The sequence below is a fragment of the Crateriforma spongiae genome (genome assembly GCF_012290005.1).
GTDB lineage: Bacteria > Planctomycetota > Planctomycetia > Pirellulales > Pirellulaceae > Crateriforma > Crateriforma spongiae.
On the sequence record NZ_JAAXMS010000002.1, the window covers coordinates 452,862 to 478,660 of the forward strand.

Consider the following 25,799-nt stretch of genomic DNA (forward strand, 5'->3'; position numbering starts at 1 on the left):
GAACGGATCCTGCGGCTGGTCGATATTTCGATCGTGCGGTCGCTATTTTTTGCCGGCTTTCTTCTTCGGCTTCGCCAAGCTGCCGTAGCTGCCCGCGGCAAACTTCTTCTGGAACTTATCGATTCGACCGGCGGTGTCGACGTACTTCAGCTTGCCCGTATAGAACGGATGGCACTCGCTGCAAATGTCGACTTTCAATTCCGGACGGGTGCTGCGGGTCGTGAACGTGGTACCACAACCGCAGGTGACCTGGGTTTCTTGATATTTCGGGTGGATGCCGTCTTTCATGGCTCAATTCATTCGCAAATGGCGTGGGTGGCGACACTGGCCTTGTACAGATCGCCGGGCCTCGAAGAATACGCCGAAATACGGTTTCGGTTCAAGCCCCGCCGGGATTTCTGTTCCCGAGAATCACGTCCCCCGCGGACATCCTCTTTCAGGCGGCGTCGGAGGGCCCCGACGTTCCCGACAAGGAACCGGTCGGATCGGGCGGCTGATGTCCGCCGTGATTGGCGTGGGCAATGGCCCAGCGATCGGCCACGTACGTGTCGATGAACAACTGTGACAGGTGGTAAATGATCATCGGCACCACGCTGACGCCACAGTCAATGGCGATCTGCAATCCCACCATCAGCGTTTTTTGGCTGCCGGAAAACCCAACCGCGATTTGGCGATCCTGGGACAAACCGCCGAACCTGGCCAAGCGAATGCCACCCAGCAGCGCCGCAACGTGAACGGTCGCAGCAGCCAGAATCGTCATCAGCAGCATCGCCCCGGCGAACCAACCCATCGGCTGGTCGGACTGGTCCATCAGTTGTCGACTGGCGATCGCGCCGAAAAAGACCATGACCAGAATGCCGATCTGCGCCAGAAATGCCAGCAGCCCTCGATTGTTATCCGCCGCCGCGGCCCCGCCCAATCGTCGGGTCGCCTGGGCCAGCAACAGGGGAACGACCACCACCCAAAACAGCTTCTGAATCTGGCCGACGATGGGGATTTCCGCCTGACGGCCCAAACCGATCCACAAACCGATCGGGACCACGGCAACGCACGCCAAGTTGGTGACGATCGTCGTCAGCAGCGCAATCGAATCGTCACCACCGGCACGTCGTGTCCAAATCGCGGCCGACGCCAAGGTGCACGGCGCCAGCCCCGCCACATACAACCCACCGCCCAATTCGGGGGTCAAAATAATCGCTGCGACATAGCAAAGCGCGGGAACAATGATCATGTTCAGCCCACAGGCCATCGCGCCGCCCATCGGCTGGGCCACACATCGGCGGATCGCATCGCCACGCAACGTCAGGCCCGTGATCCACATCACCGTGAACACGAACCCGCTGCGTAAATAGGGCAAATCCAACAACCAGGTGGCCTTCGGACCGGCACCAAACCCGATCGCAAAGGCGAATCCCAGTCCGAATAAAAACCAATGCCGACGAAGGCTTCTCCAGATCATCTCTTTCGCCCAAATGCCCTATCGGCGATCCCGCCACGGTGTCTAGGATTCCACGGTCAAAATCCGCTTCGCAAAAGGATGTGCGGGATGCATGAACGGACCAGTCGAGCCATGGCTCGTTTGCTGTTCGTTGCATGCTGCGCGATGCCGACCTTGCTTACGTTGGCCGTCATCATTGTCTGCCGTTCGCCCTGGTACCACCGCAGTGAAATCCGCGCGTTGGAATCGAAGCTGGAAATTCGCACCGGGCTAGATTTCCAAATCGGCGATTTTCATCGGGCGGCGCCGGATCGAATCGAACTCTCCGACGTCCAATTACGTCATCCCGAAACCGGCCGACCGGTGCTGGATCTGTACCGAGTGACGTGGCAACGCAACGACCAGGGCACCGTGATTCGGATTGTGCAGCCCAAATTGCACCATGATCAAATCTCCGCCGCCTGGTATCTGATTCACGATCGATACCTGTGCCAAAGCCAGCACACCCAATCACCGACGACCATTTTGGTCGACGGTTTGACCGTGGGCGATTTCACATTCCGGGACATCGACGCGCAAATCGTACCGCACCCACAAACCGTGGAAGTGATTGCGAGTGCGGTGCCGGCATCGGGAAACGGAATCGATGACGTCATCGAAGCCACCGTCATGCGTGATCGCAGCGGCGTGTTGCCGTCGACAAATTGGTGGATCAACACGAACACGGCCCAACTGCCGTGTCGTGTGCTGAACGATTTCATTCCGTGGATGAAACGTCTGGGTGATTCGGCCCAGTTCGCCGGGATGATGGCTTTGGAAACCGGTCTTGATGACATGGTTGTCGATCTAAGCGGTGCTCGCTTTAGCGACATCGACCTGGCCACCTTCGCCGAAAACCTTCCGCATCGCATGGGCGGAACCGCGGAAATCCGATTCGATCGTTGCGTATTGCAATCGGACCAACGACACGACATTGCCGGTCAAATCACCTGCGACGGGGGCGGATTCATCGCCGCCACGCTGCTGACCCCGCTGGCTGATCAGTTCGGCGTCCAAATTGATCCCCAATGGGCCCGCCAACGCGACGTCGGGTTTGATCGCTTTTCGGCTTGGTTCGAAATCAATGGACGATCGATGCAGGCAACCGGCAACTGCAATCGTCTCGAAACCTACTTGCCGCCGGACGTGCTAGCCAGCGTCGGGGGTCGTCCCCTTCTGATGCTCCCCCCGACCGGACCGCTTGATTCCGCGGCGCTGGCATATCTGGCCGCTCCGCTACAAAGCCCGATGGTGCCGCTGACACAGGCGACGCGTCCGATCTTGAAGTGGTTGCAACCGGGTGCACCGGAGATCAGCGGCGGTTCGCCCACGGCGCGTTTGTCGCGAGTCCGATCACTGGACGACAGTTCGCCCGCAGCGATCAGCCAACCGCGATAGCCGGCCGCCCGGCCCACGATCGTCCGCCAACGCCATCCCCGGGTCTCGCACGAAAGCGTCTGCGTTCAATCGTTGGCGGTCTTGGAACCGGGCCAATACGCGATGCCCGCTGCGATGAATGCCAGTTGGCTGACGAAAAACACGGTCAACCAAAACATCGTGCCTTCGGTGAAGCCGTAACTGTGCAGACCGATGCCCAGTTCATTGGTACCAAACCAGGACCAGGCGGTGATGATGTTGCCGGCGATCGCCAGCACCGAAAACCCGCGACCGGCCACCATCTTGTCCCACCGGGCATGCAACATCAGCGCGTTCCAAATCACGATCAACAAGGCGCCATTTTCCTTGGGATCCCACCCCCAAAAGCGTCCCCAACTGTCGTCCGCCCACAGTCCGCCCAGAATCGTTCCGATGGTGCTGAACAGGATTCCCAAACAGGTCGCACCGTAAACACTGCGGTACAGTTCCTTTAACGTCGCTGGCCCCTTGCCGATCCAACCGGCAATCAAATAAGCGATCCCCAACACGCCGGCGACCATCGTGGCAACGTATCCCAACGCCACACTGATAACGTGCGTCGACAACCAGAATTGGGTGTCCAATACCGCTTGCAAAACGGGCATCGTATCGCCTTGGCCGGGATTCAATGTCAACCCATACGCGACCTGCAACGTCGTCGCACCGGCAATTGCCGCCATGAAGGTTCCCGTTCCGTAACGAAAGACGCGTTCGATCACCAAACCGAACAGCACCGCGCCCCAGCCGACGAAAACAGCGGACGAATAGAGGTTGATCACCGGCGCGCGGCCGGTCACGTACACCCGCGCGGCCAAGACGAGGGTATGAACCAGGAACGAAATCAACACCGTTCCCCAGGCGACCTTGCGAAGCCGATCGCCGCCGAAAGCGAAATGCCCCAGCACCAACACCAGAGCCAAGATGTACAACGCAATCGAAATCGAATTGGGATGCGCGGTGTTCATCCAACGCTCCACCCAAACACGGCCTGCAACGTAACCAGGAATCGGATAAGCACCGACGCCCGCCAAGGCAGCATCGATTGATTCGTTTATTGCGATCGGATCACCGGATTCGTAGGCATCGATCAGCCCGGTGAACGCATCGGCAACCGGTTGATCGGATTCGTCGGTGGCGGTCGCCTTGGCCACCATGTCGTCGAAAGCGACCGGTGCATAAGCATCCCAGTCCGGCTGATCAATTGCATCGGCCGCTTGGCCCGAACCCGGCGGAATGACGCGAGGTGCATTCATCTGTCGGATCGACCGCATCTGGTCTTGCAACTGACGAACGGCAAACAGTTCCGCCATCTCCTTGGTGATCCCTTCAGGCAAAGCCTCTTCGGGGATCGGCCGAATGGTGGGTTTGCGAAAGGCAACGGCGGTGGTCAAAAATCGTCGTTTGCGAAGCTCCAGTTCGATCAGCTTCTTTTCTTTAAATGTCAGCGATTGCGGATCGTCTTGCTGTTTGGCAAACGCGACCTCGACCTGTTTACGAACCTCGACACGGTTTCGATCAATCTCATCATAGGAGTACAACTTGGTCGGCCGCCGATCCAGGCCGCCCAGTTCCGCAAGCACTTCGTCCGCATCAATACGGAACATCGGCAAGTCGTACAGATTCGGGTTATCGATGGCGACTTCCATCAACCACTGCAGCGCCGACATCTTCTTGCCATCGACTTTCGCGGCGATCTGACCAGGAACCCCCTTCAACGGCACTTCCTTACGGTCCTTCACCGGAATTGATTCTTTGTTCGTCATCGCTTTGACGGTTTGCCGCGCGTAAGCGTCCAGCGGCATCACACGACCGCCGTACTGGACCGGCATTTTGCCCAACGCGAAATAGTCGACCGACTGGTCTCTCTCGGCCGGTCGCAACGCGTTTTGAATCAGTGATCCCGGAATCAGACATGCCACGGCGAACAAGCCGACGGCGGCCAAGGCGACGTACGTGGGCCAGGGTTTGACACCCGTGCGTTTTGGCGAAACGGTGGGGGCATCGTCACCTTGCAGTGCTTCATCAAAGGGATCGGCGTCCGCCAGTTTCTTGGATTCTTCGCGACGACGCCGCCGGACAAAACGCACCAACGTTCCCCAAAAGTGCGCCGCCATGCCCAGCGCGATGATGCTGCAGGAGACATACGGGATCAGCCACCCCGAATTTCGCACCACTTGGATCCCGGTCAGTTCTTTGCCGTTTCGCAGCGTGGTGTAACTGGACTGAAAGAACGTTTCGCCGCGGTATCGCAACGGATTGTTCATCCAGACTCTTTCACGACGGTCTTCCCCCGTTTCCGGGTCCACAATTCGAATGAACGAACTGTAATCTCTGGGCGTTTCGGTGCCGCTGTAGTTCACACGTCGGACGTCTTCCAGTTTGACCCAATACGGTTTGACTTCGCGGTGCAGTCGCAAACCGAACTTGTACGTCGTGTCGTCGACGGTGATCTCGTTGAACAAATCGTCAGCGGTCGTCCCCGGTGACAACATGTTCAAGTCGGACAACTGCTGGGATACCAAGAAGGTTCCCAATGACTGATTGCCGTCGGCATCCAGCAATTCGATGTAGGCAGCCGGGATGTCCATTTCCGGATTCGCGCCGCCGCTTTTCGGCAATTCGGTTGCGGCGAAGTCCAGCCCATTCCCTTGGTCCGCCGGGTTGTCACCGCCCAGATCCTCGATATCGATCAGCTTGCTGTTTTCGAAGAAGTCGACGACTTTGATTCGAACCGGCAAGGCGGGATCGTTCAACGCGGTGTCTCTACCTTCGATCGCAGCCAAACGCTGCACCGGAACGGCGACGACGTTTTGCTGTTGTTGGGATTCGGTCAAGAAGACCAATTCGACTTCGTCCAGGTTGACGAAGGTATTGGTCATCTGGTCTTCGACCAAACTGAGACGCTGTTCCAACTGTCGGTCACCGAACGCAAACTGGCCGACCATCAACAAGCCGACTCCCAAGTGCAGCAAGACGTTGCCGCCTTGGCGACCGAACAACATTTGGCATCCCACCAACAAAACGGCCCCCGCACCGACACCTTTCAGCAATTGCCAAACGATCCGCAGTCCCGGATCCCCGATGCGATAGCCGGTGGTGATTGCAAAGACCATGAAGCCAACAAGGGCCAGCGACACCAGCATCAATGAGACTCGCGCCGACAGACCGTTCGTGGTCGTCGCCGCCCAACCGCAAAACGCGGCCAGCATCGCAATGCCACCCATCAGAACGCCCCACAACTGTGGGTAAGTGATCGGCGGCGCGCCCTGCAATCCATCGCTGTTGTGTCCCGACGCGACGATCAGTCCGGCGATGACAAACCCGGCCACTAAGAATCCCAGCCCCATCGCCAGACGTCGACCACGAGCTTGCATCCGAAACCGTGTGATCTTGGCCGCCAACAGATTGACCATCAACAACACGCCGACCAACGCACCACCGGGAAACGGCAACACGCCGGGGATTGCTTTTTCGTGCGGAAAGAACGCTTGGGGAAAGAAGTCATCGAAATGCAGCGGTGCGATCCAAGAAAGGAAATACCTTTCTTTGACATCCTGCATGTTCATCTCGTCTTGCGCCAGCGTCCCGACCAAAACCAAGATCAGGGACACCGCAAACAGGACAACGGTGACCTTCAACGACCCCAACGGTCGCAGAACATCGCTGACCGAAAAATCCGTCCGTGTCGCCGTTGACGCTTGCGCTGTGGTGGTACTTGCCGTGGCCATGGATATCTCGATCCGTTGACAATGGGTCGATGGAAACCGTCACTTTGCTTGGACCAAGCCGACGGTTGTTGGGGTGGGAATGATTCGATCAGCGGGGCCGCCGCTGAACAACAGCGAACATCCCCTTTCACATGACGATGAAGTTGCGGGCGAAAAAGCGATCGAATTTCTATGGCGGGATCGTCCGCACTCAGAACGAAAGCGACTGGACGAACGAACCCATCGAATCGCGTTCCGCCATGACCGTGGATTCGGGGCCCGTCATTTTGACAAACAGACTGAACCCTGATTCCAACGGCACGATGACCGCATCGATTGCCATTTGGTCCGGATCGGATTCACCACCGGCACGCAAAAGAAACCGCTTTCCGTCGCGACCATCAACTGTCACATCATCGGCCGCGTCCATCGCGGCGTCCACCGCTTCATCCTTGGGCTGGCCGCCGATGACTTGCCCCAGCCAACGGGCGACGTTGCTGCGCAGGTCACCGCCGGCGGTGATCACGGTGATTTCGGCTTTCGCGTCCTCTTCGCCGGCTTCGAAGGCGGCCATCCGCATCATGCTCATTCGACCGTCACGCCATCCCTCGGGTCGCTCGAATTTCAACTTGGACGGATTGTCTGCATCGCTGTCGGCCGACGCCTGTTTTGACTCGGACGATTCGCCGGATCCAGACGCCTGGCCTTCGGACGGATTGGGCATCTGCCCCTCCGCAATGCGTCGACGCATTTCCGGCGGCAGTGACGCGTGTGGATCACCGCTGTCCGGGCCTCCCGGTGCCGTGGCGCCGGCAAACGGCGGCATCGACATGCCTGACGTTCCCGCGTCACCATCACCGACCAAATCAGCCAGGACAGCGTCGGATTCGACCGCGTCGACATCGAAAGCCATTCCGCCGGCCCAACGTTCATCGGAATCAGGCAGGCCGACTTGCCCACGCCAACGGTTGACGTTCATCACGACAAACTGGTCCCAATCATCGCCGGCGGTCAGCTTTGAAATACTCAGATCCAGTTGCTTGTCGGGCGTGTTGATATCGATCGAAGCGAAGCGAAATGGCTTTTCGCCGCCGCGTCGCCAGCCTTCCGGCAGTTCCGCCAGGTCCGGAGCATCGTCGACATATGTTCGGGTTTTGACAAAGTCTTTGAAGGCCGCTTCGACACCCTCGATCGCATCGGCCGTCCCCTGAATTTTGTAGAACCAGACGTCTTGGTCGACCGGCACCATGACCGCCAACATGCGCTGCGGGCTGCTTCGCAGCTGGGGCGGCACCGTGGTCGGAATCGTGTAAGTGCGAACCGAGGCCTCTTTGTCACAACCGGCCAAAACGACCGCGGTGGCTAGAAAGCAAAACGGGACGACCGCGAGAAAACGGCGGCGTGATAGACGGGGCGGCATGAGCGATGTCGAGAGGCGGGACAGAATGCGAATCCAATTCGAACGCTTTGAACATCCAAAGCGAACTTGTCTTCTGCACCCATTACTATAGGCCAGACGCCGGATCGGTTCGCCGGGGCAATCGAGCCGAACCGATCCGCCATCCGGACCCATGTTTTCATCAGATAGCCGGCGTCGATCGGCCAAGGTCACCCCAGACCGTTGCCGCCTTGGCCCCCAAACGCAAGACGTCACCCACCAAAGGCGGGATGATCAAGGATTCATCCGCAACAGACCGATCAATGCGTCGGTCAAACCGCTGACCGGCGACGCCGGTTCGGCATACGCCCACATGTTGCGAACCAAATCCGTTGCGATCATGCCGCAAAGGGCCAAGGTACAGGCCAGTCCCGCCAAGCAGGCGACCTGCCACATGGTGAACGGAATTTCCGGTGCAGCCGATACTGTCCCCGCAGCCGGGGCGACCACGTCATCGGTGTCCAGCGACATCGCATCGGCGTCACCCAGTGCGACGGGCTCTTCGACCACGCCGGCGTCTTCGGCAAATGCGTCATCTCCGCCAAATCCGCCGTCGCCGAAATCCACCGCGTCGGCGACTTCGCTTTCTTCAACCTCGATGACCTGCGAACCGCTGTCTTCGTCGGTTTCCAAACCGATGCCTGAGGGCGAAAGTTGAAATTCTTCATCGGCCTGGAAATCCACGGCCGAACCGGCGTCGTCCGACGCTCCGCTGCCACTGCCGCTGCCGATCTCGGCGCCCAAATCCAAAGCGCTGATGCTGCTGCCGGCCAAATCCAGAGGCTCGCTTTCCAGGGACAATCCGCTGTCCGACGGGCTCATTAGATTGATGCCGCTGTCGCCCGCGACGGAAATGTCGCTGCCGGCACTGTCGATCACCAGATCATCGTCATCATCGGCGATGACCAAGTCGTCGTCGTCGGCCAAAGCATCGTCGCTGGGTATTCCGGATCCCGACCCGACATCGCTGCCGGTCACCAACCCGCTGCCCAGCCCGGAAATCAACCCGCTGCCGGCCTGTTCGGCACTCAATAGATCCAGTTCACTCAACACGTCGGCGCCACTGTCACTGGCAGCCTTTTGTGAGGCGTCCTCCAGATCAGACATCAATTCCAAACTGCTGGTCCCCGAAGATGCCGGCTTGTCGTCGTCCAAGATGTCCAGATCGCTGTCTTCGCTGGCGATGATCGCTTCGGCACTGTCTTCTTCCAGGTCCAAATCCAGCAAGCTGCTTTCGCCCGATTTCTTTCCCGAGGTTTCGGGCGTGTCTGCCGCCGCCAATTCAAGTTCCGCTGAATCGTGGTCGACAGCGGGGCCATCCAACTGCAGATCCGAATCATCCACGTCCAACAATTCCGGCCCCGATCCGGTCCCGGTGTCCGCAGGCGACTTTGCTTGGACGTCGCTGCCACCAGCCACCAAAGCCACGTCGCTGTCTTCGGATTCTTGGGGGCTGACGGTCAGATTAACGTCGCTGCCCTCTTCGCCGGCTTGGTCGCCACCAATAACGCTGCCGTGCTTGGATCCCAAGGACGATCCGCTGCCGCCCTCGTCATACAGGATTCCGGATCCCATGCCCGAATCGGCCAAATCGTCGGCCAACCGATCGATTTCGGTATCGGGGAATTTCCAGCTGGCGCCGTCACGAAATCCCCGAACCTGTCCTTGGCTGCGTAGTTCGACTAACCGCTCGGCGGGGATCCCTAGTTTTGCGGCGGCTTCCTCGAGTGACAGATAGTTGGCCATGCGTCGACGTGGCTCCGATTAGGCGGGGCAGCTTGGGTGCGTTGGAAAAGTTTGGGATGTTGGGTTCCCATTCGCTCCGCTCCGCCGATCCGATCACCGTGTTCCCATGGACCGGCCCGAATTTTCGGTCGGCCTGTTCCACCGGTTCATCGCGGTCCCGCCACCAGACGGGTCTCTTTCCCCGAGGGCCGACAACCGTCATGGCCACCGGCGAAACCGGTCGGGACTTAAGAACCGCTGCCGGAACGGTTTTGGCGTTCCATCTGCCGAATCTCGTCGGGCAAAGGCGATGTGGCGTTCAGCTGAAGCGAAAAGTCCGCGTCGATCGGTCGGCTACTGCGCAACCAAATCTTCCCAGACGAATCCACATGATACACGGCCATCCAAGATTTTCCCGTATGAAGTACCGTGATTGTCTGACTTCCCGATCCGTCCCCGTGTGAAAAACCGATAAAGTCGCCCGATGCGGCGACGCGTTGGATGGGCGAAGCTGCCTGACCCCCTCCCGCGGGCGGAATTGGCGGCATCATCTTGCCGACCGGAATGCCCGCCGGGCCGCCGCCGGAATCGATCGTTCCGGCGTGTGTGGAAGCCCCGAAGGAAGCGGGCAAGTCGCCGCCCCCCGCCCAACCGGAGGCCCCCGTTTCGATGTCCTCCAAATCAACAGGATCGGCCGGGGGATCAGCATTCCAGGATGTCGCTGTCGCGCCCGTAGTCTCGGACGGCATGGCGGGGACCGATGCGGAGCGAACATCCCGGTAACTCGGCGGCTGGCTGGTGGCCCAGGTGTTGACCAAAACGGCCATCAGAATCGCGCCACCCAGGATTTGTGACTTCGGTGTTGGATTCGACATCATTTCGACCTTCCTGCTTTGCGTCTGCTTGCCTACCGTCCGTCCGGCCAACTCGGCTTGCATCTGGTAGCAAACTTTAACGATTGGATAAAGCTCACCCGTCGTAGTGGTCGATCTACCGATTAACTGTGCGAATTGATGCGGGCCGACCCCGTGTCGCGAACAGCAGCCCCCCAAACCCAAGGGATTTCGGCGTGAGAAAGGATTCTCAGGCGTCAGCCGAACAGTACGACAACGATTTGCCCGATTCCCCGGTCGAATCCGGTGGCGTCTTGCCGATCTGCTTTGGCATTTTGGCTGCCGGCGCGTTTTACGCAGCCGCCTACGTCTTGCCCTGGGCCCCGATCCAGCGGTATTTCCTGGGGCACGCCGTCGCGGTAGCCGCCACGGTTCTGTTTTTCGTGGCGCTGGCCAGCTTGATCGCCAAAGGGATCCAGGTCCGTGCCCAAACCCGCCGCACGCTGGCCATCCGCGATCTGGACCTCACGCCCGAACTGCCGCCGGTCGGCCAGGCATCGCCCACCGATCGCTACCGCGACCGCCACGACGTCCGGTTCGTCGCCCAACGGTGGTCGGAAACGTTGGCTGAATTGCCCGAATCGGTCCGCAACAGTCTGTTGGTGCAACGGCTGCGGGAGGTCCTGCATCGCCAATCGCTGCGAGGCAACGCCGCCCACTTGGCCGATGATTTGCGCGAAGTGGCCGGACGTGACGCCGACGCATCGCACGATTCATTCGGCCTGGTCCGAATCATCGTATGGGCCATCCCGATGCTGGGATTCTTGGGAACGGTGATCGGGATCACCCAAACCCTGGGCGGCCTGGATTTCACCGATGGTGCAGCGGCGGTCGACCGACTGAAGAGTGGTTTGTACGTCGCCTTTGACACCACCGCCTTGGGGTTGGTCCTGTCGGTCGTTGCGATCTTCTTACAGTTCCCGGTGGAGCGCAGCGAACAACGCTTGCTGGCCACGATCGACAAACGTGTCGGGCCGTTGCTGTCAGCGCACCTGCCTAGCGAAGCCAAGGAAGGCAACACCACCGATCTGATCGTCAGCCTGTGCGACGGTATTCGAACGGCGGTGGCCCAGTCACTGGCCAGCCAAACCGATCTGTGGCGTCAAACCATCGATGTCGCCAACGAACATTGGAAAAGTGTTCACGAAACGGACGCGGATCGGTTCGCCGATGCGATCGAAAACACGCTATCGCAAACCCTGCGTCGCCACAGCGACTCGATCGCTGGATCACTGCACGCATTCAACAGCGGCAATGAAAAGATGGTCGATCTGCAGCAGGACCTGATCTCACATACCGAGAAATTGGCGCTGCTGTATCACCAAACCGACAAGCTACACACCGCCCAAAATGCCTTGGACGCCAACCTGGAACGTCTGGCCATGGCCCAGCAACAAATCGACATTGCCGCCGATGCCGACCAGCGTCATGCCGCCATGTCCGATGCCGTTCGCACATTGGCCCGTGCCGTCGACTTTTTGTCCGCTCGGATGGCTGAACCGGGAACCAAGATTCCTTCGCAAATCGGTCGTGCGGCATGAGTCGGCGAAAACGCAACGCGATTTCGCCCACGCTGTTCCCATTTTTAGCCGTGCTGGTTTGCACGCTGGGAACACTGATCCTATTGCTGGCTTTGGTGGCCCGCGAAGCCAAAACGACTGCGCAGCAAAAGCAGGAAACTCCTGCACCACCGCCGACGCATTCATTGACCGCCAAGGCGGCTTCGCAATTGATCGCCGACGAACAGTTCCGTGCCAAGCAATTGGTTTCGTTTCGTCAAGAACAAACCGACGAACTGCAACGCCGCCGAGACGAGCTGACGCATCTGGAAGTGGCCACCGAAGAACTGAAAGACCGTCTGCGCAAACTTCGCGATGAAGTCCAATTGGCAAGCGAGACGGCGGACGTTGAAGAAATCGCCGAAGAAACGCTGGTCCTTTTGCAAGAAGAAATCGAAGACGAACAGCAGGCCGTTGACGAACTGAAGGAAGAATTGGAGACCGGACAACCACGCGTCGTCATCGTTCCACACAAGGGTCCCAACGGGACCGACCGCCGTGCGATCTATGTCGAATGCACCGCCGACGGCGTCACGATTTGGCCCGAAGGCGTCACCATCACTCCGGTGCAAATGGCTGACACCACACGTGACGCGAACCCGTTGGACGCGGCACTTCGTGCGGTTCGCTATCACGTCGCCCAAAACTACGGTGATGCTGCCCCGCCCTACCCCTTGCTGATCGTTCGGCCCGATGGCACCGAAACGTACGCGTTGGCTCGCATGGCGATGCAGGATTGGGACGATCAGTTCGGCTATGAATTGGTTCCCGACGACATCGAATTGGCGTTCCCCGCCCCGGACGCACAGCTGAAGGAAGCGTTGCAGGTCGCAATCCGACGCACGGTTGCCAGCCAACGGGTTCGCTACGCGGGGCTGGGACGATCCGGCGGCCGAGGTGGCCCGTTGGGCGTTTCTAGATCCGGTACCGTGGATAACCCATACTTCGGCGGTGGCCCCACCGCCGAATCCGGGGGCGACGGATCCGGACCCAACGGCGGTGGTGGTGATTCCTACGCGGGCAACACCAAACCCGCCAAACCATTGCCCGTTTTGTCGGCGGCCGAACTTGACCGCCAAGGCCAGGCCCGCGGCTATCAAGATTTTGCCCACGCCGGTTCGATCACCAGCACTTACGACACCCGATCCGATATCGATCGTATTGTCGACAGCATTCCCCGTGACTCGGCCACGATCGCCGATTCGGATTCGGCTGACCTGTTTGGTGGCCAAGCCTCCGATGGTCGATCCGCCGAACCCAATGGTTCCAGTGCCGCCAAGGATCCGCCGTCGCTAGCACAGAGTGGTGATGACGCCGCCGGGCAGCCCTTCGATGCTTCCATGGCCTCACTGGGATCGCCCCAGCAAAGCCAATCGCAATCCGACACCGGATCGCCATCCAGCAACGACGCAAGTGACAACTTTCAGTTGCCCGGCGAATCGGATGTCGCCAGTGCCACCCCGTCAACGATGTCTGGCCAAAACGCCCAAGCCTCAGCGTCACCGGCCGCATCGATGCAGCGTCCCGGCGCGACGCCATCATCGGAAACTCCCCCCGACCAAGATCCTTCACAACCGGCTTCGCCATCGGTATCGGCCAGCCTTTCGCCCCAACAGTCTCCGGTGCAACGAATGGGCCGCAACTGGGCCTTGCCCGATGCGATCGCCCAAATGCGGGGAACCGAAGTCGTTCGGCCGATTCCGATGCATTGCTACCACGACCGATTCGTGTTGGTCGACACCGTCAATCCGTCGCGTTCACAAACGTTTCGCTTCGCCAACGGCGACATCAACAGCGCGACGATGAAACTGGCCGCGGCGATCCGTGATCGTGTCGCGACCTGGGGAACATCGCTGCCCGGTGGGCGATGGCAACCACGCCTGGAAGTCCAAGTCATGCCGTACGCGGCCGGCCGCTATGACCAACTTCGGACGCTGCTACACGGCAGCGGCGTCGAAGTCCACACGGCCGGGACCTCGAATTCGACGATCGACAAAAGGTAAATCCCATCATGTCGACGAAACGACGAAACAGCGGCCCCGAAATGGGACACGATGCCTTCTTGGACATCGTCGCAAACTTGGTGGGAATCCTGATCATCCTGGTGGTCGTTTTGGGAAGCCAGTCCAAGCAAATATTGGACGAAGCCGACCCCGCTCCGGTGCAAGAGATGGCAACGGATGATCAGATGTCGACGTTGGCCCAGTACGCCATGAAAGCGGCTTCGGCCCAAGCAGATTCGGATCGTTTGGAAGCATCGATCAAGTTGTACGAAGCCAAACTGGATGCCCAACGACAAAAACGCGGCATGCTTTTGGACTTGGTTTCCGAAGCGGAATCGGCCTGGGAAGAAATGAAAGACGAACTGGACCAAGCCAAAGTGCAGCAGGCCGCACGCTGGTCCAGTAAACAGAAACTGGAAGCCCAATTGGCAAGCGTGCGTGGCGAACGCGAACGACTGGAAAATGTCGACACGCCGACGGTACAAATTGCCCACCTGCCAACCCCCATGGCCAAGACGGTTTTTGGGGATGAGGTCCACTTTCGACTGAAAGGCAACCAGCTATCGGTAATCCCTCTGGATGGCCTGCTGCGTCAATTGGAACGCGATCTAAAACTGGCTTTCGCCGGCAAACGCGAAGGTCGGCAAAACAGTGTGGTCGGGCCGGTGCGTGGCTATCTATGCCGCTATGAATTTGAAAAGAATCGCGGGCTGACCTCCCGCGGCGGACGCGTGGCAATGGCGACGGAGATCCGGCCGGTTCGGTTCGTGTTTGAACCCGTCGAAGAACCATTCGGCCAATCCATGGACGTGATTCTATCGGGACGCAGCCAGTTGGATATCGAACTCGCAGGTCGAGATCCGGCCACCACCACCGTCACGATCTGGGTCTATCCGGACAGCTACCGAGCGTTTCGAAAACTGAAAGAGCACCTGTACGCCAAAGGCTTCGCCACGGCCGCACGACCACTGGCTGCCGACCAAAAGATCACCGCCAGCCCCTACGGCAGCCGATCGGCCGCCCAGTAGCCGGCGTCAGCGGGCCGGCAATATACGATCGTGTGAGATCACTGCACAACGGTATAAATGGCGTCGGTGGGAAGTTGAACGGAACGTCCCCATTTCATCTCGGTCACCGGCACAGTTCGATCCTGCCAATCGCCGTTGCCATCCAACACACGGGCTTGCTTCCACGGCCGCTTGAAGTGAACCGTGGCGTCGACTTCGCGAACATTCATTGGGTATCCACCCAGCTTGGTGATCCGTTGATATTCACCCACCGATTCGGTTTCAAATCCGTACGGCTGATCCCAGGTTCCGGTCTGTATCAAGATCTTCGCTGACTGAGCCAAGGGCATGCCGTCGAGCGAGATCACCAACACACTGCCGTACGTGTTTCGCGAATCAATGGCAACGTCATCCAACCGGATCGTCCCGGCATCTTGCAAGAATCCCCAAGCACCCTGGGCCCGTGGTGTGTTCACGGTCATCACCCCGACACCGGCATTCCAAGACAACTGACCTGTCACACTGCGAACGATCTGTTGATCACGATCAATGTATTGTGAAAGTGACGCCGAACGTAACGTGGAGGGACCATCGCCCAACGACTGCACCACCGGTCCGACAAAATAGGCCAGTGGATCCACCGATGGCTGATCGATTTGGCCGTCGGCCTGTTTTGGCTGTCCGCCTTCCAGTTCGCCGATCCTGGCCTGCCACAACGCATCCGACCCACGCAGCGGCACCGCCGCCGTGCCCTTCATTTGATACGCATCGTCCAGTGCCACCGATTCATCGACCACGGGTTCGGTCGCAGCGCGAACATCGCCACGTCGAAACATCAGCGCCGTCGCGGGAAACTGTCCCAAGATCGATGGGTTGCTAAGATCCCAAACGCCCATGGAGTGCCGCCAGTCGACGTCTTCCATTGCGAAGAACGTCCAGCCATCGATGCCTTGAAGCGACGCATAGCTGGCAATCATCAGTGGCCATTCCACCCGGTAGCGATTGGGCCGCGTCCAATTGTTTTCCGTCACCATGAACGGATAGTCTTTGACCAAAGGCGTTCCCAGCGGCGCGGGCAACCCCGGACGCTTTAGCGCACTGCCGTCGCGATAGGTGTCGCCGACTTCGATTTCATAGAATTTTTGCTGGCCGTCTTTGGCATAGTCGACGCCAGAGTAGCTATTCCGACACACGACATCGCCGGCGGTATAGGTGTGACGTTCCAACGCATCCAACACCTTGGGATCCGCCGTCTTCCAATTGCTGGGTACGATCATTTGCTTTACCCCGGCCGAACGCAACGAATGCCGCATGGTTTGATAAAACGCCTGCTGCGATTCGACCATGAATTGCAATTGATCGGACGCGCGGCGTTGGTTCCGTTGCTGCACCGCCCAATCCGCGCCGGACAGGGTGCCGGCCGAATACAGCCCGACGCGACCGACGTCCCACTGATCCGGCGTGGGCTTACCGGCACGTGGATCCTGCAATCCGTTTCCGTTCGGCCTCGGGCTGGTTTGCCAAGACTTTTGCGCCGATGCCAGATCGCCGTACTTGGCTTTCAACCAATCACCAAATCGCTGTTCAACCAAGGCACGTTCGGATTCAGGAAAACGCGCAGGATTGAACGTGTAAAACAACAGGCTGCTTTCGTTCTGGATTTCCAGAAATGCCACCGCCGGGTCATCCGCCATCGATAAGCCGGTATGGCGGTTCGGCGTGTGCATGAAATCAATCAAGAACTGACGATAAGCGTCTTGAAATTGATTTTTAAAGAACATCAATGCGATGGCATTTTTCCCCTCGCCGAAACCCGGAAAATCGGCTTCACGAATTGGGTGGTGGGTGTGCCAATACAAGTGATCGATGTAGGTATAAATTCCGGCCTTTCGGAGCGCCGCAACACGAAGGTGCAGGTCATCGACCAGAGCTCGCATTTGATCGGGATTCTGACGCCAGACACGAAAGAATTCTCCGCTGCCCATGCGGACCAGATTGACACCGTATTTCGCCAATCGGCGGGCGCGGCGTTCGTACTGCGCCGGGTCTTTGCCCAGCCCATTTTGCACCGCCCAAAATCGAATCGGCTCGTCAGCCCCGGTGACAAATCGATCTCCATCGCGTCGTACAAATCCGCTTTCACCAGCGACGGTCTCATTCAACCGCCGCAAATCAATCGGTGAATCTTCGCGCAGCGGATCGGTCCCCGGTGACCAAGCGAAATAGCCGGGATGATGCAACTGGCCCTCTTCGGCGGGATTACCTTTTCCCACCGGCGATAGACCCTCGTCGGTTAAAAAGATGGCGTCGATTGCCCCGTGATTTTGATTCTTGCTATCGAATCGGAACCGCAGCGTTGACGTTCCCTTCGCTAAGCTTCGCTGGCCCAAACGCAACCACCCGACGAATCGCAAATCCACTGCACCATCTTTGGCGACATTGACCACATGCTTCGCGTTTCGGGTCGGGATGCTTTGCCAGGCTTGATCATCCCAAGCAATCGCCAATGACGACTTGGTCGGATTGATCCGTGCCCAAACGGTATACGTCGCTGGCTTGGTGACTCGAACGTTGTAGCTGGCGGTCGCCACCTGACCACCGAAATGCGACAGCCAATCTCCGCCGGACAGCAGATCCGCATCAACGCCGTCGTACCAACCATGATGTCGTACGTCGGATGCTTCAGGCTGCTCGCCTTCGATCCAAATGGATTCTGCATGAACACGTGGCAGAAAAGCCAAAACAATCCCCAGCAACACCGCTGTACTTATCGGCTCGGCGATGCGTCGTGATCGAAACTCGTTGACGTTTGGTCGTTCGGGTAAGACAAGCCGTCTTTCTTTGGCCATCGTTGTGCTCGGTCTGGAATGGTTGCCGGTGGAGGCGTGAAAGAACCACCAAGGAACATTCTAGACGCTGGCCGATCGGTCGGTGACGCTGGAGCAACGACGCTTCGGTTAAGTGACCAACCGGCCCTACGCGATAACGGCGTCCCGAGGTCGCCACCGCAAGTCCAGCCTTGCTTGACCGCTTTACTTTGCGGTGTCGTCGTAGATCGGCAGATGCCGATAGTAGACTTCCAGATTCAACAGGTTCATCGTCGTCACGTACAAGCGTCCCGCATGCGGTGCCCAGCGATCAGCGACCGGTAAGTTCGGATCCCAGCTACCGGCGTTGGCGCCGCGTTTGATCTGCCCCGACAACAAGACGGGGTTTAGCGAACGATTCCAACGTTCCCAATAATCACCGCCCATATGAAACATGACTTGGGTGGCGTAGTACCAATAGTAGGTATCGCGTTGTGGGGACCGGGGCGTCCCGATCTGTGGTGGGTACTGCAGCAGGTATTCCGCGGCGGATTTCATCTCCTCGCGATTACGGCTCCAGCCCAAATACATCCGCATCAAAATGCCGACACTGGTCATCGTCGGGGTCACAAACCTGCCGTGTCGCTGTGCCGGCGTGTCCGGGGCAAAGGGGTCATAACGATAGCGGTCTTCGCGATCCGCATCTTGTCGCGCGTAGCCCAGCCAACGGCGAATCCCAACATATGCGTCCGGATTCACTTCCAAGCCAGCCAGTTCACCGCTTTTCAAAGCCATCATCATCCAGCCCGTGACGCTGGTGTCGGCACTGACTTGCGGCGTGTACCGCCAGCCGCCACGGCGGCGGTGCTGGGTCGCGGCGATGTAGTCCAGTGCCATCTGCGCCGGTTCGCGCAGTTCGGGATCTTGAGTCATCCCAAACGCTTCGCTAAGCGCCAACGCGGCGATTCCATGACTGTACAAAGCCACGTTGCGATTGCTGACCGGATCTTCGGATTTGTAAAGATCACCGTTGGTCCGCTGAACATCACGCAAAAACTGCAAACCCTTGGCGACAACCCCGGCATACTGGTGTTGCTTGTGCGTGTACCCGGCACCTTGAAATGCCAACAAGCAAAGCCCGGTGGCGGCGGTATCGCTGCGCAAGATGACGTCTTCACCATGCCCTTGAAGCGACCAACTGCCGTTCTCGTTTTGCAGTTCGGCAAGAAATGCCAACCCACGTTCAATCGCTTCCTCCGTTTCCGGACCGACCATTCCCGCCGCCGTGGGTGGCGCGGACGAATCGGTTCGTTGCGTCCGACGGTCGAACGGTTTAACGGGCTGGACTTGGCTGCCGGCCGGTGGGATCGGGCCACCACTATCAACACGACGCCGGGGGCGACGCATCGTTTCCAGTGATGCGATCAAAGGCTGGTCCAGTCCACCGCCCATCGGTGAGGCGTCCATCGCAGGCGATGGCACCGGCAGCCCGGGCAACATCGCCGGCGCGGGCATCGGTGGCCCCGGCAACCCTGTCGGCGCTGCCAACGTCGATGGAGCCCGACGATTCATCGGTTCGTTGATCTGATCACGTGCAGCGAATGACTGGGACGATGCTTCGCCAGGGTCCTTCGGGGAAACGTTGGGGACTTCCACGGCGGATCCCGCGACTTCGACCGTGGACGGTTGTCGCGGTACAGGCGTCGCCAAACGGTTCGACGCCGCGCCGTCGTCAGTCACTTTGGGCAATTCAAGCGAATCGCTGCGTCGCGGCCCCGCCATCAAGGGTTCCGATTGCCTGACCATCGGCCCGCCTGGCACCGCGCCGGGCAACTGCGGCAACGTCTGACTAAGGTCGGAACTTCGGCTGGGGCGATCACCTGATTCAGCCGTTGAACGCTCCGGTGCAAGCCGACGGGACTGGTCGTTCATCAAACGCGCAATCGACACCGATGGTGCCGAGGGAACCGCACCGAGCGGTTGGTCCGGCCGCATTCGTTGACTGCGGCGTGGCGTCGTCACACTTTCGGCGACTCGTGGCATGGCCATATCCAAGTCGGCCGAATTTCGTGTCGCCGCCGGCGTATCGACCGCGCGCTGCGCCGCCACCGAAACGGGGTCGGATGGTTGCAGCGGAATGTCTGCCATCGGCATCGCAGCGACATCCTGACGCTTGGGAATTTTTGAATCGGCAAAGGACCGCTCGGTAACATCGGCTTGCACCGGAGACGGCGAGACTGGCGTCAAATCAGGTGCCGTCGGCGACGCATTGACGGGAGGCGTCTCGGCGACATCGCGGGAACGTCGCGGAGGCGTGGACGGATCGTTCTGCAAATCGGGTTGTGCTTCAGACGGTGCATCGCGGGGCACCACGAATGGCTGTTGCGAAGATTCCGGTTGTAGATCAGCCAGCGGTACCGGCGGCGTGTATCGCTTCCCTGGGTCTGGCTGAGTGGTGTCGGCCCGCTGGGTCGACCGATCCGCCGACGTTGCCGTCACCGGCTGTGCCCAGTCCGGTGTGTCGGGCGTCTGTTTGGTGACTTCGAAGACGTATTCGGGAACGGTCTTGCGGATCGGATTCCGCTGTGACTTTGCACCGCGAAATGCCTCAGGAAAATAGGCCGGAAAGATGACCCAACGAACGGCAACCAACAGCAACAACAGGTGCACAAAGACGCTGGTCAGAAAACCAAGCTGAATCGATTTCTGCACATTCTGGCTGACCACATTGTGCAGCAAGATGGCCAACGCCAACGTTACCACGGGGACCGCGATCGCATAGGTCCAAGCGTTGTGAACCAAACGTGGATCGTCAAACCTTAGCTGGGTAAAGACGATATACAAAATCAGCGCCGCCACGCTGACCAGGGCCACGTCCAGTGGCCACATCCGGGATGAACCACCGTCCACCGGATCATCGCTGAATCCCAAACCGTCATCGGTCACTCGGCAGGCCCCTCACGCGTGGTCACGCTATAGTCAGCAACGCCGGTGGAATTGCAAACATCCATCACGCTGACGACCGGTTGAAAGCTGGCTTCACGATCCGCCCGGATGACCACCGACTGATCGGCCGGATTGTCGGCCACCGCTTTGACCAACAACTGTTCCAGGGTCACCAAATCGGTCGGTTCCCCCCGCATAAAAACTTGGCCCGACGAATCGACATCAATGATGATTTCCCGAGGCCGACTGATCATCGGCGTCGCACTGGTCGCGGTCGGCAGGACGATGTCCAAGCGACGTTCTTCGTCCTCAAATTCGCTGGTCACCAGGAAGAAAATCAGCAACAGAAAAACGACGTCAATCAACGGCGTCAAACTGAGCGTCCCGGCGGCCGACGATTTCTTGATCTTTACCGCCACAGCACCTATCCCGCTTGGATCCCACCGCGTGACTTGGTCTTCGTGCGACCAGCCACAGAACCGGTTGTGACCTGGGGCGGACGTCCACCGGTCGATTCATCGCCCGCGGCATCGGCCATCGGTTGCAACGCCCCGTCACGACGCATTTGAGTGTTGCCGACGAATCGGTTCAGCGAAGGCGCCAAATCAAACGCCAATTGTTCGACACGGCCAAACAAACGCGTCAACTTGTTTTCCAAATGCTGGGCCAGGATCGCCGCCGGGATCGCGACAATCAAACCAGCCAATGTCGTCACCAATGCCGTGTAGATGCCCTCGGAAAGCTGTTCGCTGCGGCTGCGATCGGGCGTCAATGTGGTCGATTCATGAAACGCGACGATCATGCCCCATACCGTGCCCAACAAGCCCATCAACGGTGTCGCCGCGGCTGCCAAATTCAACCACCGGATCGGCGAAGCGTAACGGTCGGCTTCCCGCTGGGCCGTTTCGGTCGCAGCCCGCTCGGCATCGGCAATCGGAGCCCCGGTCCGCATCAACATCGCTTTGACAACGCGTGAAGCCACCGAAGGAAATTCCTCGCAGGTCAAAAACGCTTTGGACGGCTGAAAGTGTGCGTCGTCCATCATCTGGGTGCGCAGTTCACGCACCAAACGACGTGGAATGATTTTGCGTGAACGCAGCGTCAAAATGCGTTCCACCGCCAAAGTGACCACCAACAAGCTCATGATCGCGATCGGAATCATGAACACACCACCGCGGAAGATCAGCGAGAGCAAATCAATTCCACTGGGCGATTCGCCCTGGCCGGGTTCAGGCTCCGGTGCATCATTCAGCACCGACTGGATTTCGGATGCGTCGACGATCGGCGTCTGGGCCGTCTGTGCGTATCCCGTCGATGGACCGCCCAGCACCGCGATGGCATGAACTGCCACCGCCCACAGCAATAACCAGCATAGGAATGCCGGACGGCAATGGTCGCCGGACAAACGCCGGACCCAATCGGTCCGTTCATCGGCCCGGATGCCGACGATGCGTTTCATTCGCGACGAAAGTTGTGTGATCAGCGAAATCATTTTGAACGCTATAAGGTTTTCAGACGCTGTTGGGCCCGTTCGGCCATTTCGTCCGTCGGATGTTTTTCTACGACGTAGCGATAAAACTGCACCGCAATTTCTTTGGCCCGCTTTTTGGCTTGTTCGGTGCGAGCTTGCTGCATCAACCGTTCGCTACACCGGGCGGCTTCGTACCCACTTTTGGCCTGCCAAACCTTGATTCCTTTCGATGCTTTTTCGGCACCGAAACCAAACATGACTCGTTGAAATTCTTCGATGGCTTTGTCCAAACGCCCCGCTTCGAAATGAATCTCGCCCATCATAAAGCGTGATCGCGCGGCCACCGAATTTCGGTACTTTTGGGCGACCTGTCCATAAAACTGTAGCGCCTGCCCCGTGTCACCTTTCTGCTGATTCGCGAACGCGATTTCGTAGAAGACTTGAGACAGATAGTCGGTGTTGGGAAATCGTGTCCGCAATTCCTGATACCAATCCAGCGCATCGTCCCAGCGTTTCAACTGGGCTGCACTTTGTCCGCCATGCAGCAAAATCAGTTCCCGAACCTGTCGTTCGTCATCCTGGGACAAAGATTGGGCTGATTCGTCAGCGTTTTCGATCCGGGTTCGAGCCCGGGTGTAGCTGTCCAAAGCCGCATCAAAATCCTTGCGTTTGAAATCGCATTCACCGATCATCATCAACGCATCCATCAGATACTCACCGCCGGGATGCTGATCGGCCTGACGGGAAAAAGCATCGCGTGCGTCGGCAAAATCCCCGTCCTTGAAGTGCGCCCAACCCAATCGATACAGCGACTTTTCCGACATCTCCGGATCGTCCGCCGACTGTGCAGCCTGGCTGTACAGGTCCGCCGCAACCTGCCATTGATCCCGCTGATAGGCCTGTTGGGCCAAGAAATACTTTGCATCCACCCCCAGCGGACTGTCCGGAAACTGTTTTAGGAAGTTCTCGAACTCGGTCTCCGCTTGCTGCGTTTTCCCCGCTTCCTTGTACGACCAAGCCAGTTCGAACGTCACGCGATCGGACGCCGCATAGTTCGGATACTCGGACCGAATCCGCACAAACTTCTCAATCGCATCGTCATAGCGTTCCTTTTCCTGGTCCAACATCGCCGACTCGAACAACACCGCAGCCGATGTCATCGACGACGCCGTGGATGAAGCGGCCTGTTGCAACAGTTCGGACGCCTGGTCGTCCTTGCCCAGCAATCGTTTCACCGATGCCAGCGAAGTCAACACGTCCCCCTTCAAAGAATGATTCGGATACGTGTCGATCCACGCGTCCAACTGCGTTTCGGCGCGCTCCGGTTGCTTGTCGGCGATGAAGGACCTTGCCTGGGCGTACTGTGCGTAAGGCAAAAGATTTGGATCGTTCTTTCGGTCCAAGATCTTGCCGAACTCAGCGATGGCAGTTGCATGGTCCCCTTGGTTTGCCGCCAACTGGCCGAGTTTAAAAATCGCCTGATCCGCCATTCGCGGATCCGTGTCATCTGCCGAAAGTTCTGTCCATACCTGGGCGGCCTGGTCCGTTTTGCCATCCGCTTGAAACGCCACGCCGCGCAACAAACGGGCTTCCGACGAGCGGGCCCATTGATCGTTGTACTCCAAGCTTTTACCGAACGCGGCAACGGCGCTGGACGGCTTGCCGGTCGCCATCAACGCTTGGCCGATCATCAGTGAAGCTTCCGCTTTCTGGGCTGACTGGGGCAGCCGGTCGACCTCGCGCCGCAGCATCTCAATCGCGGCCTCCGCTTGACCGGCCGATTGCATCGATGCAGCCCCGCGGATCACCCACAACGGTCGCTGGGGATTGTCACGATCTTCTTGGCTGTTGATCAGTTCTTCATACCAATCGGCGGCCCGTTTGACCTCGCCCTGCCGCAGCAACGCTTCGGCCACCACAAACCTGACATCGGCGGCCAGTTCGTCCTGTGAATACTGATCAAGAAACTGTTCACCCTGGCGAATCGCTTGTTCGGCGTCTCCCAATTGCAACGAGAAGAACGCGGCGTTGTACAACGCACGCGGGGCCAAAGGATCCTTTGGATTGTCCGTCGCAACCGCCTTGAATTCGTCGCGTGCCTGATCGATCGTCGTCGGATCCGCCGCAAGTGCATCGGCCAAATCCAGACGCAACGCGGTCCCAAAATCCCCCTCGATCCCTCGGTCGATCTGATTTCGGGCGATTTCCGCCGCGGCCTTGGCGTCATTCTTGGACAAAGCGATTCGCACCAGCCAATGCGCCGCTTCGGTTGCCGCTGTGGGATCCCCCTTTTCCAAAACACGTTCAAAACGCTGCGATGCCAGATCGATGTCACCGCTGCGGTAGGTGCTTTGTGCCGAGGCTAGGATGGCCGCGGTCGCATAGGAACTGTCACCGTGTTCCTGAATCAATCGTTCGTAAAGATCAGCGGCCTTGCCCGGCTGATTGTTTTTTGTCAATGCAAAGGCGTGCCGATAAATCGCGTAAGCTTTGTCCTGGTCGGCAGACGCCTGATCTTCGGCCAACAGAAACGAATCAATGGCATCGCCGAATTGTCCATTCAAAATAGCGATGTCGCCCATTCGCAGATGGACATCAGCGACCAAGTCCGAATCGTCACACACATCGATCAATTGACGATAGGACGCGATCGCTTTTTCAAAATCACGTTGGCCTTCGTAAGCGATCCCTCGTGAATACAAAGCTTCGCACCGGAGCGGAGACTCCTTAGCGTCGGGCGCCGCCAACATACGATCCAAATACTCGATCGCTTTTTGTGTTTGCCCGAGTCCGAAATAGGATTCCGCGGTGTAGTAATCCGCACGATCCGAGAAAGGGCTTTCGGGAAACTCTTTTCTCAGTGTCCCCAGAACGCTGATCGCTTGACGTAACTTGTCTTGATCCCAATCCGGCGCCGGACCTGCGGTCGCGTACAAACACCACCCTAAGTTGGCCAGACTTTCCTCTCGCAAATCGTACGTCTTGTCGCGCAGGGCCCGGGCGAACGATTTTGCTGCCGCCTGATAGTCGGGCTTTTCCTGTTGCATGTAACAGACGCCCAGATAATGCGCCGCCCCGGACGCCATCTTGTGATCGGGAAACCGGTTCAAGAAAGCCTGCCAAGATTCGATCGCCAATTTGATCGCGCCGGCGGTTTGAAAATTGGCTGCGTCGGCATACAACGCCATCGCCTGTTCATCGGTCGATGCAGCATCAGCAGCATCGTCCTGTGCCACGACGATTTGTTCGGATGTCACCGTCGCCAGCACCACGGCCATGACGATCGACGGAACAAGGTGAATGGATCTGCGCATCTTCAATGCCGATTCGCGACCAGCGGTTCCCTACGT

General features: G+C 58.7%; 15 protein-coding genes. 4 read left to right on the plus strand and 11 right to left on the minus strand.

Features of this window, described 5'->3' with window-relative positions; genetic code table 11:
• Positions 1–42 precede the first annotated feature (42 nt).
• Entirely contained in the window at positions 43–288 is a 246-nt protein-coding gene (gene rpmE, locus HFP54_RS05845) for a 50S ribosomal protein L31 (RefSeq protein WP_146410576.1), read from the minus strand.
• 148 nt (positions 289–436) lie between these two features.
• Positions 437–1,459, minus strand: a complete 1,023-nt coding sequence (locus tag HFP54_RS05850; RefSeq protein ID WP_168564413.1) for a bile acid:sodium symporter family protein — start codon at positions 1,457–1,459, stop codon at positions 437–439.
• Positions 1,460–1,603: 144 nt separating this feature from the next.
• Between HFP54_RS05850 and HFP54_RS05855 the strand changes: the two genes are divergently transcribed.
• Entirely contained in the window at positions 1,604–2,875 is a 1,272-nt protein-coding gene (locus HFP54_RS05855) for a hypothetical protein (protein WP_168564414.1), read from the plus strand.
• 65 nt (positions 2,876–2,940) lie between these two features.
• Here the strand turns inward: HFP54_RS05855 and ccsA are convergent, their stop codons facing one another.
• The 4 genes from ccsA to HFP54_RS05875 form a co-directional block, all read right to left on the minus strand.
• Positions 2,941–6,621 (minus strand): cytochrome c biogenesis protein CcsA, encoded by a 3,681-nt coding sequence (gene ccsA / locus HFP54_RS05860; RefSeq protein WP_168564415.1) that lies wholly within the window; start codon positions 6,619–6,621, stop codon positions 2,941–2,943.
• 190 nt (positions 6,622–6,811) lie between these two features.
• The gene (locus HFP54_RS05865; protein ID WP_235951291.1) at positions 6,812–8,020 is read right to left on the minus strand and encodes a hypothetical protein; all 1,209 of its coding nucleotides are present in this window, start codon (positions 8,018–8,020) and stop codon (positions 6,812–6,814) included.
• A gap of 252 nt (positions 8,021–8,272) precedes the next feature.
• Positions 8,273–9,784, minus strand: coding sequence for a helix-turn-helix domain-containing protein (locus tag HFP54_RS05870; RefSeq protein WP_168564416.1), 1,512 nt, complete (start codon positions 9,782–9,784; stop codon positions 8,273–8,275).
• Between the two features lie 227 nt (positions 9,785–10,011).
• On the minus strand, positions 10,012–10,641 hold the full coding sequence (locus HFP54_RS05875) for a hypothetical protein (protein WP_168564213.1): 630 nt from the start codon (positions 10,639–10,641) through the stop codon (positions 10,012–10,014).
• Between the two features lie 191 nt (positions 10,642–10,832).
• On the opposite strand from HFP54_RS05875, the gene HFP54_RS25480 reads away from it, so the two are divergent.
• From HFP54_RS25480 to HFP54_RS05890, 3 genes are read left to right on the plus strand one after another with little or no spacing between them, the layout of a single operon-like run.
• Complete coding sequence (locus tag HFP54_RS25480; protein WP_168564417.1) at positions 10,833–12,197, plus strand: MotA/TolQ/ExbB proton channel family protein; 1,365 nt, start codon at positions 10,833–10,835, stop codon at positions 12,195–12,197.
• Positions 12,194–14,218 (plus strand): hypothetical protein, encoded by a 2,025-nt coding sequence (locus HFP54_RS05885; RefSeq protein ID WP_168564418.1) that lies wholly within the window; start codon positions 12,194–12,196, stop codon positions 14,216–14,218. The genes HFP54_RS25480 and HFP54_RS05885 overlap by 4 nt, the downstream gene beginning before the upstream one ends.
• 8 nt (positions 14,219–14,226) lie before the next feature.
• Positions 14,227–15,246, plus strand: a complete 1,020-nt coding sequence (locus tag HFP54_RS05890) for a hypothetical protein (protein ID WP_168564419.1) — start codon at positions 14,227–14,229, stop codon at positions 15,244–15,246.
• Between the two features lie 38 nt (positions 15,247–15,284).
• On the opposite strand, the gene HFP54_RS05895 is transcribed toward HFP54_RS05890, so the two are convergent.
• The 5 genes from HFP54_RS05895 to HFP54_RS05915 all read right to left on the minus strand — a co-directional run bounded on the left by HFP54_RS05895 (position 15,285) and on the right by HFP54_RS05915 (position 25,763).
• Complete coding sequence (locus HFP54_RS05895; protein ID WP_168564420.1) at positions 15,285–18,074, minus strand: hypothetical protein; 2,790 nt, start codon at positions 18,072–18,074, stop codon at positions 15,285–15,287.
• A gap of 183 nt (positions 18,075–18,257) precedes the next feature.
• Positions 18,258–20,978 (minus strand): prenyltransferase/squalene oxidase repeat-containing protein, encoded by a 2,721-nt coding sequence (locus tag HFP54_RS05900; RefSeq protein ID WP_235951292.1) that lies wholly within the window; start codon positions 20,976–20,978, stop codon positions 18,258–18,260.
• Positions 20,975–21,397 (minus strand): ExbD/TolR family protein, encoded by a 423-nt coding sequence (locus HFP54_RS05905; protein WP_168564421.1) that lies wholly within the window; start codon positions 21,395–21,397, stop codon positions 20,975–20,977. The genes HFP54_RS05900 and HFP54_RS05905 overlap by 4 nt, the downstream gene beginning before the upstream one ends.
• A gap of 5 nt (positions 21,398–21,402) precedes the next feature.
• Positions 21,403–22,470 carry a MotA/TolQ/ExbB proton channel family protein gene (locus HFP54_RS05910; protein ID WP_235951293.1) on the minus strand — a complete coding sequence of 356 codons (1,068 nt, stop codon included), beginning with the start codon at positions 22,468–22,470 and terminating at the stop codon, positions 21,403–21,405.
• An 8-nt stretch (positions 22,471–22,478) separates the two neighbouring features.
• A complete protein-coding gene (locus HFP54_RS05915) occupies positions 22,479–25,763 on the minus strand; it encodes a tetratricopeptide repeat protein (protein WP_168564422.1) in 3,285 nt (1,094 codons plus the stop codon).
• Positions 25,764–25,799: the final 36 nt, after the last annotated feature.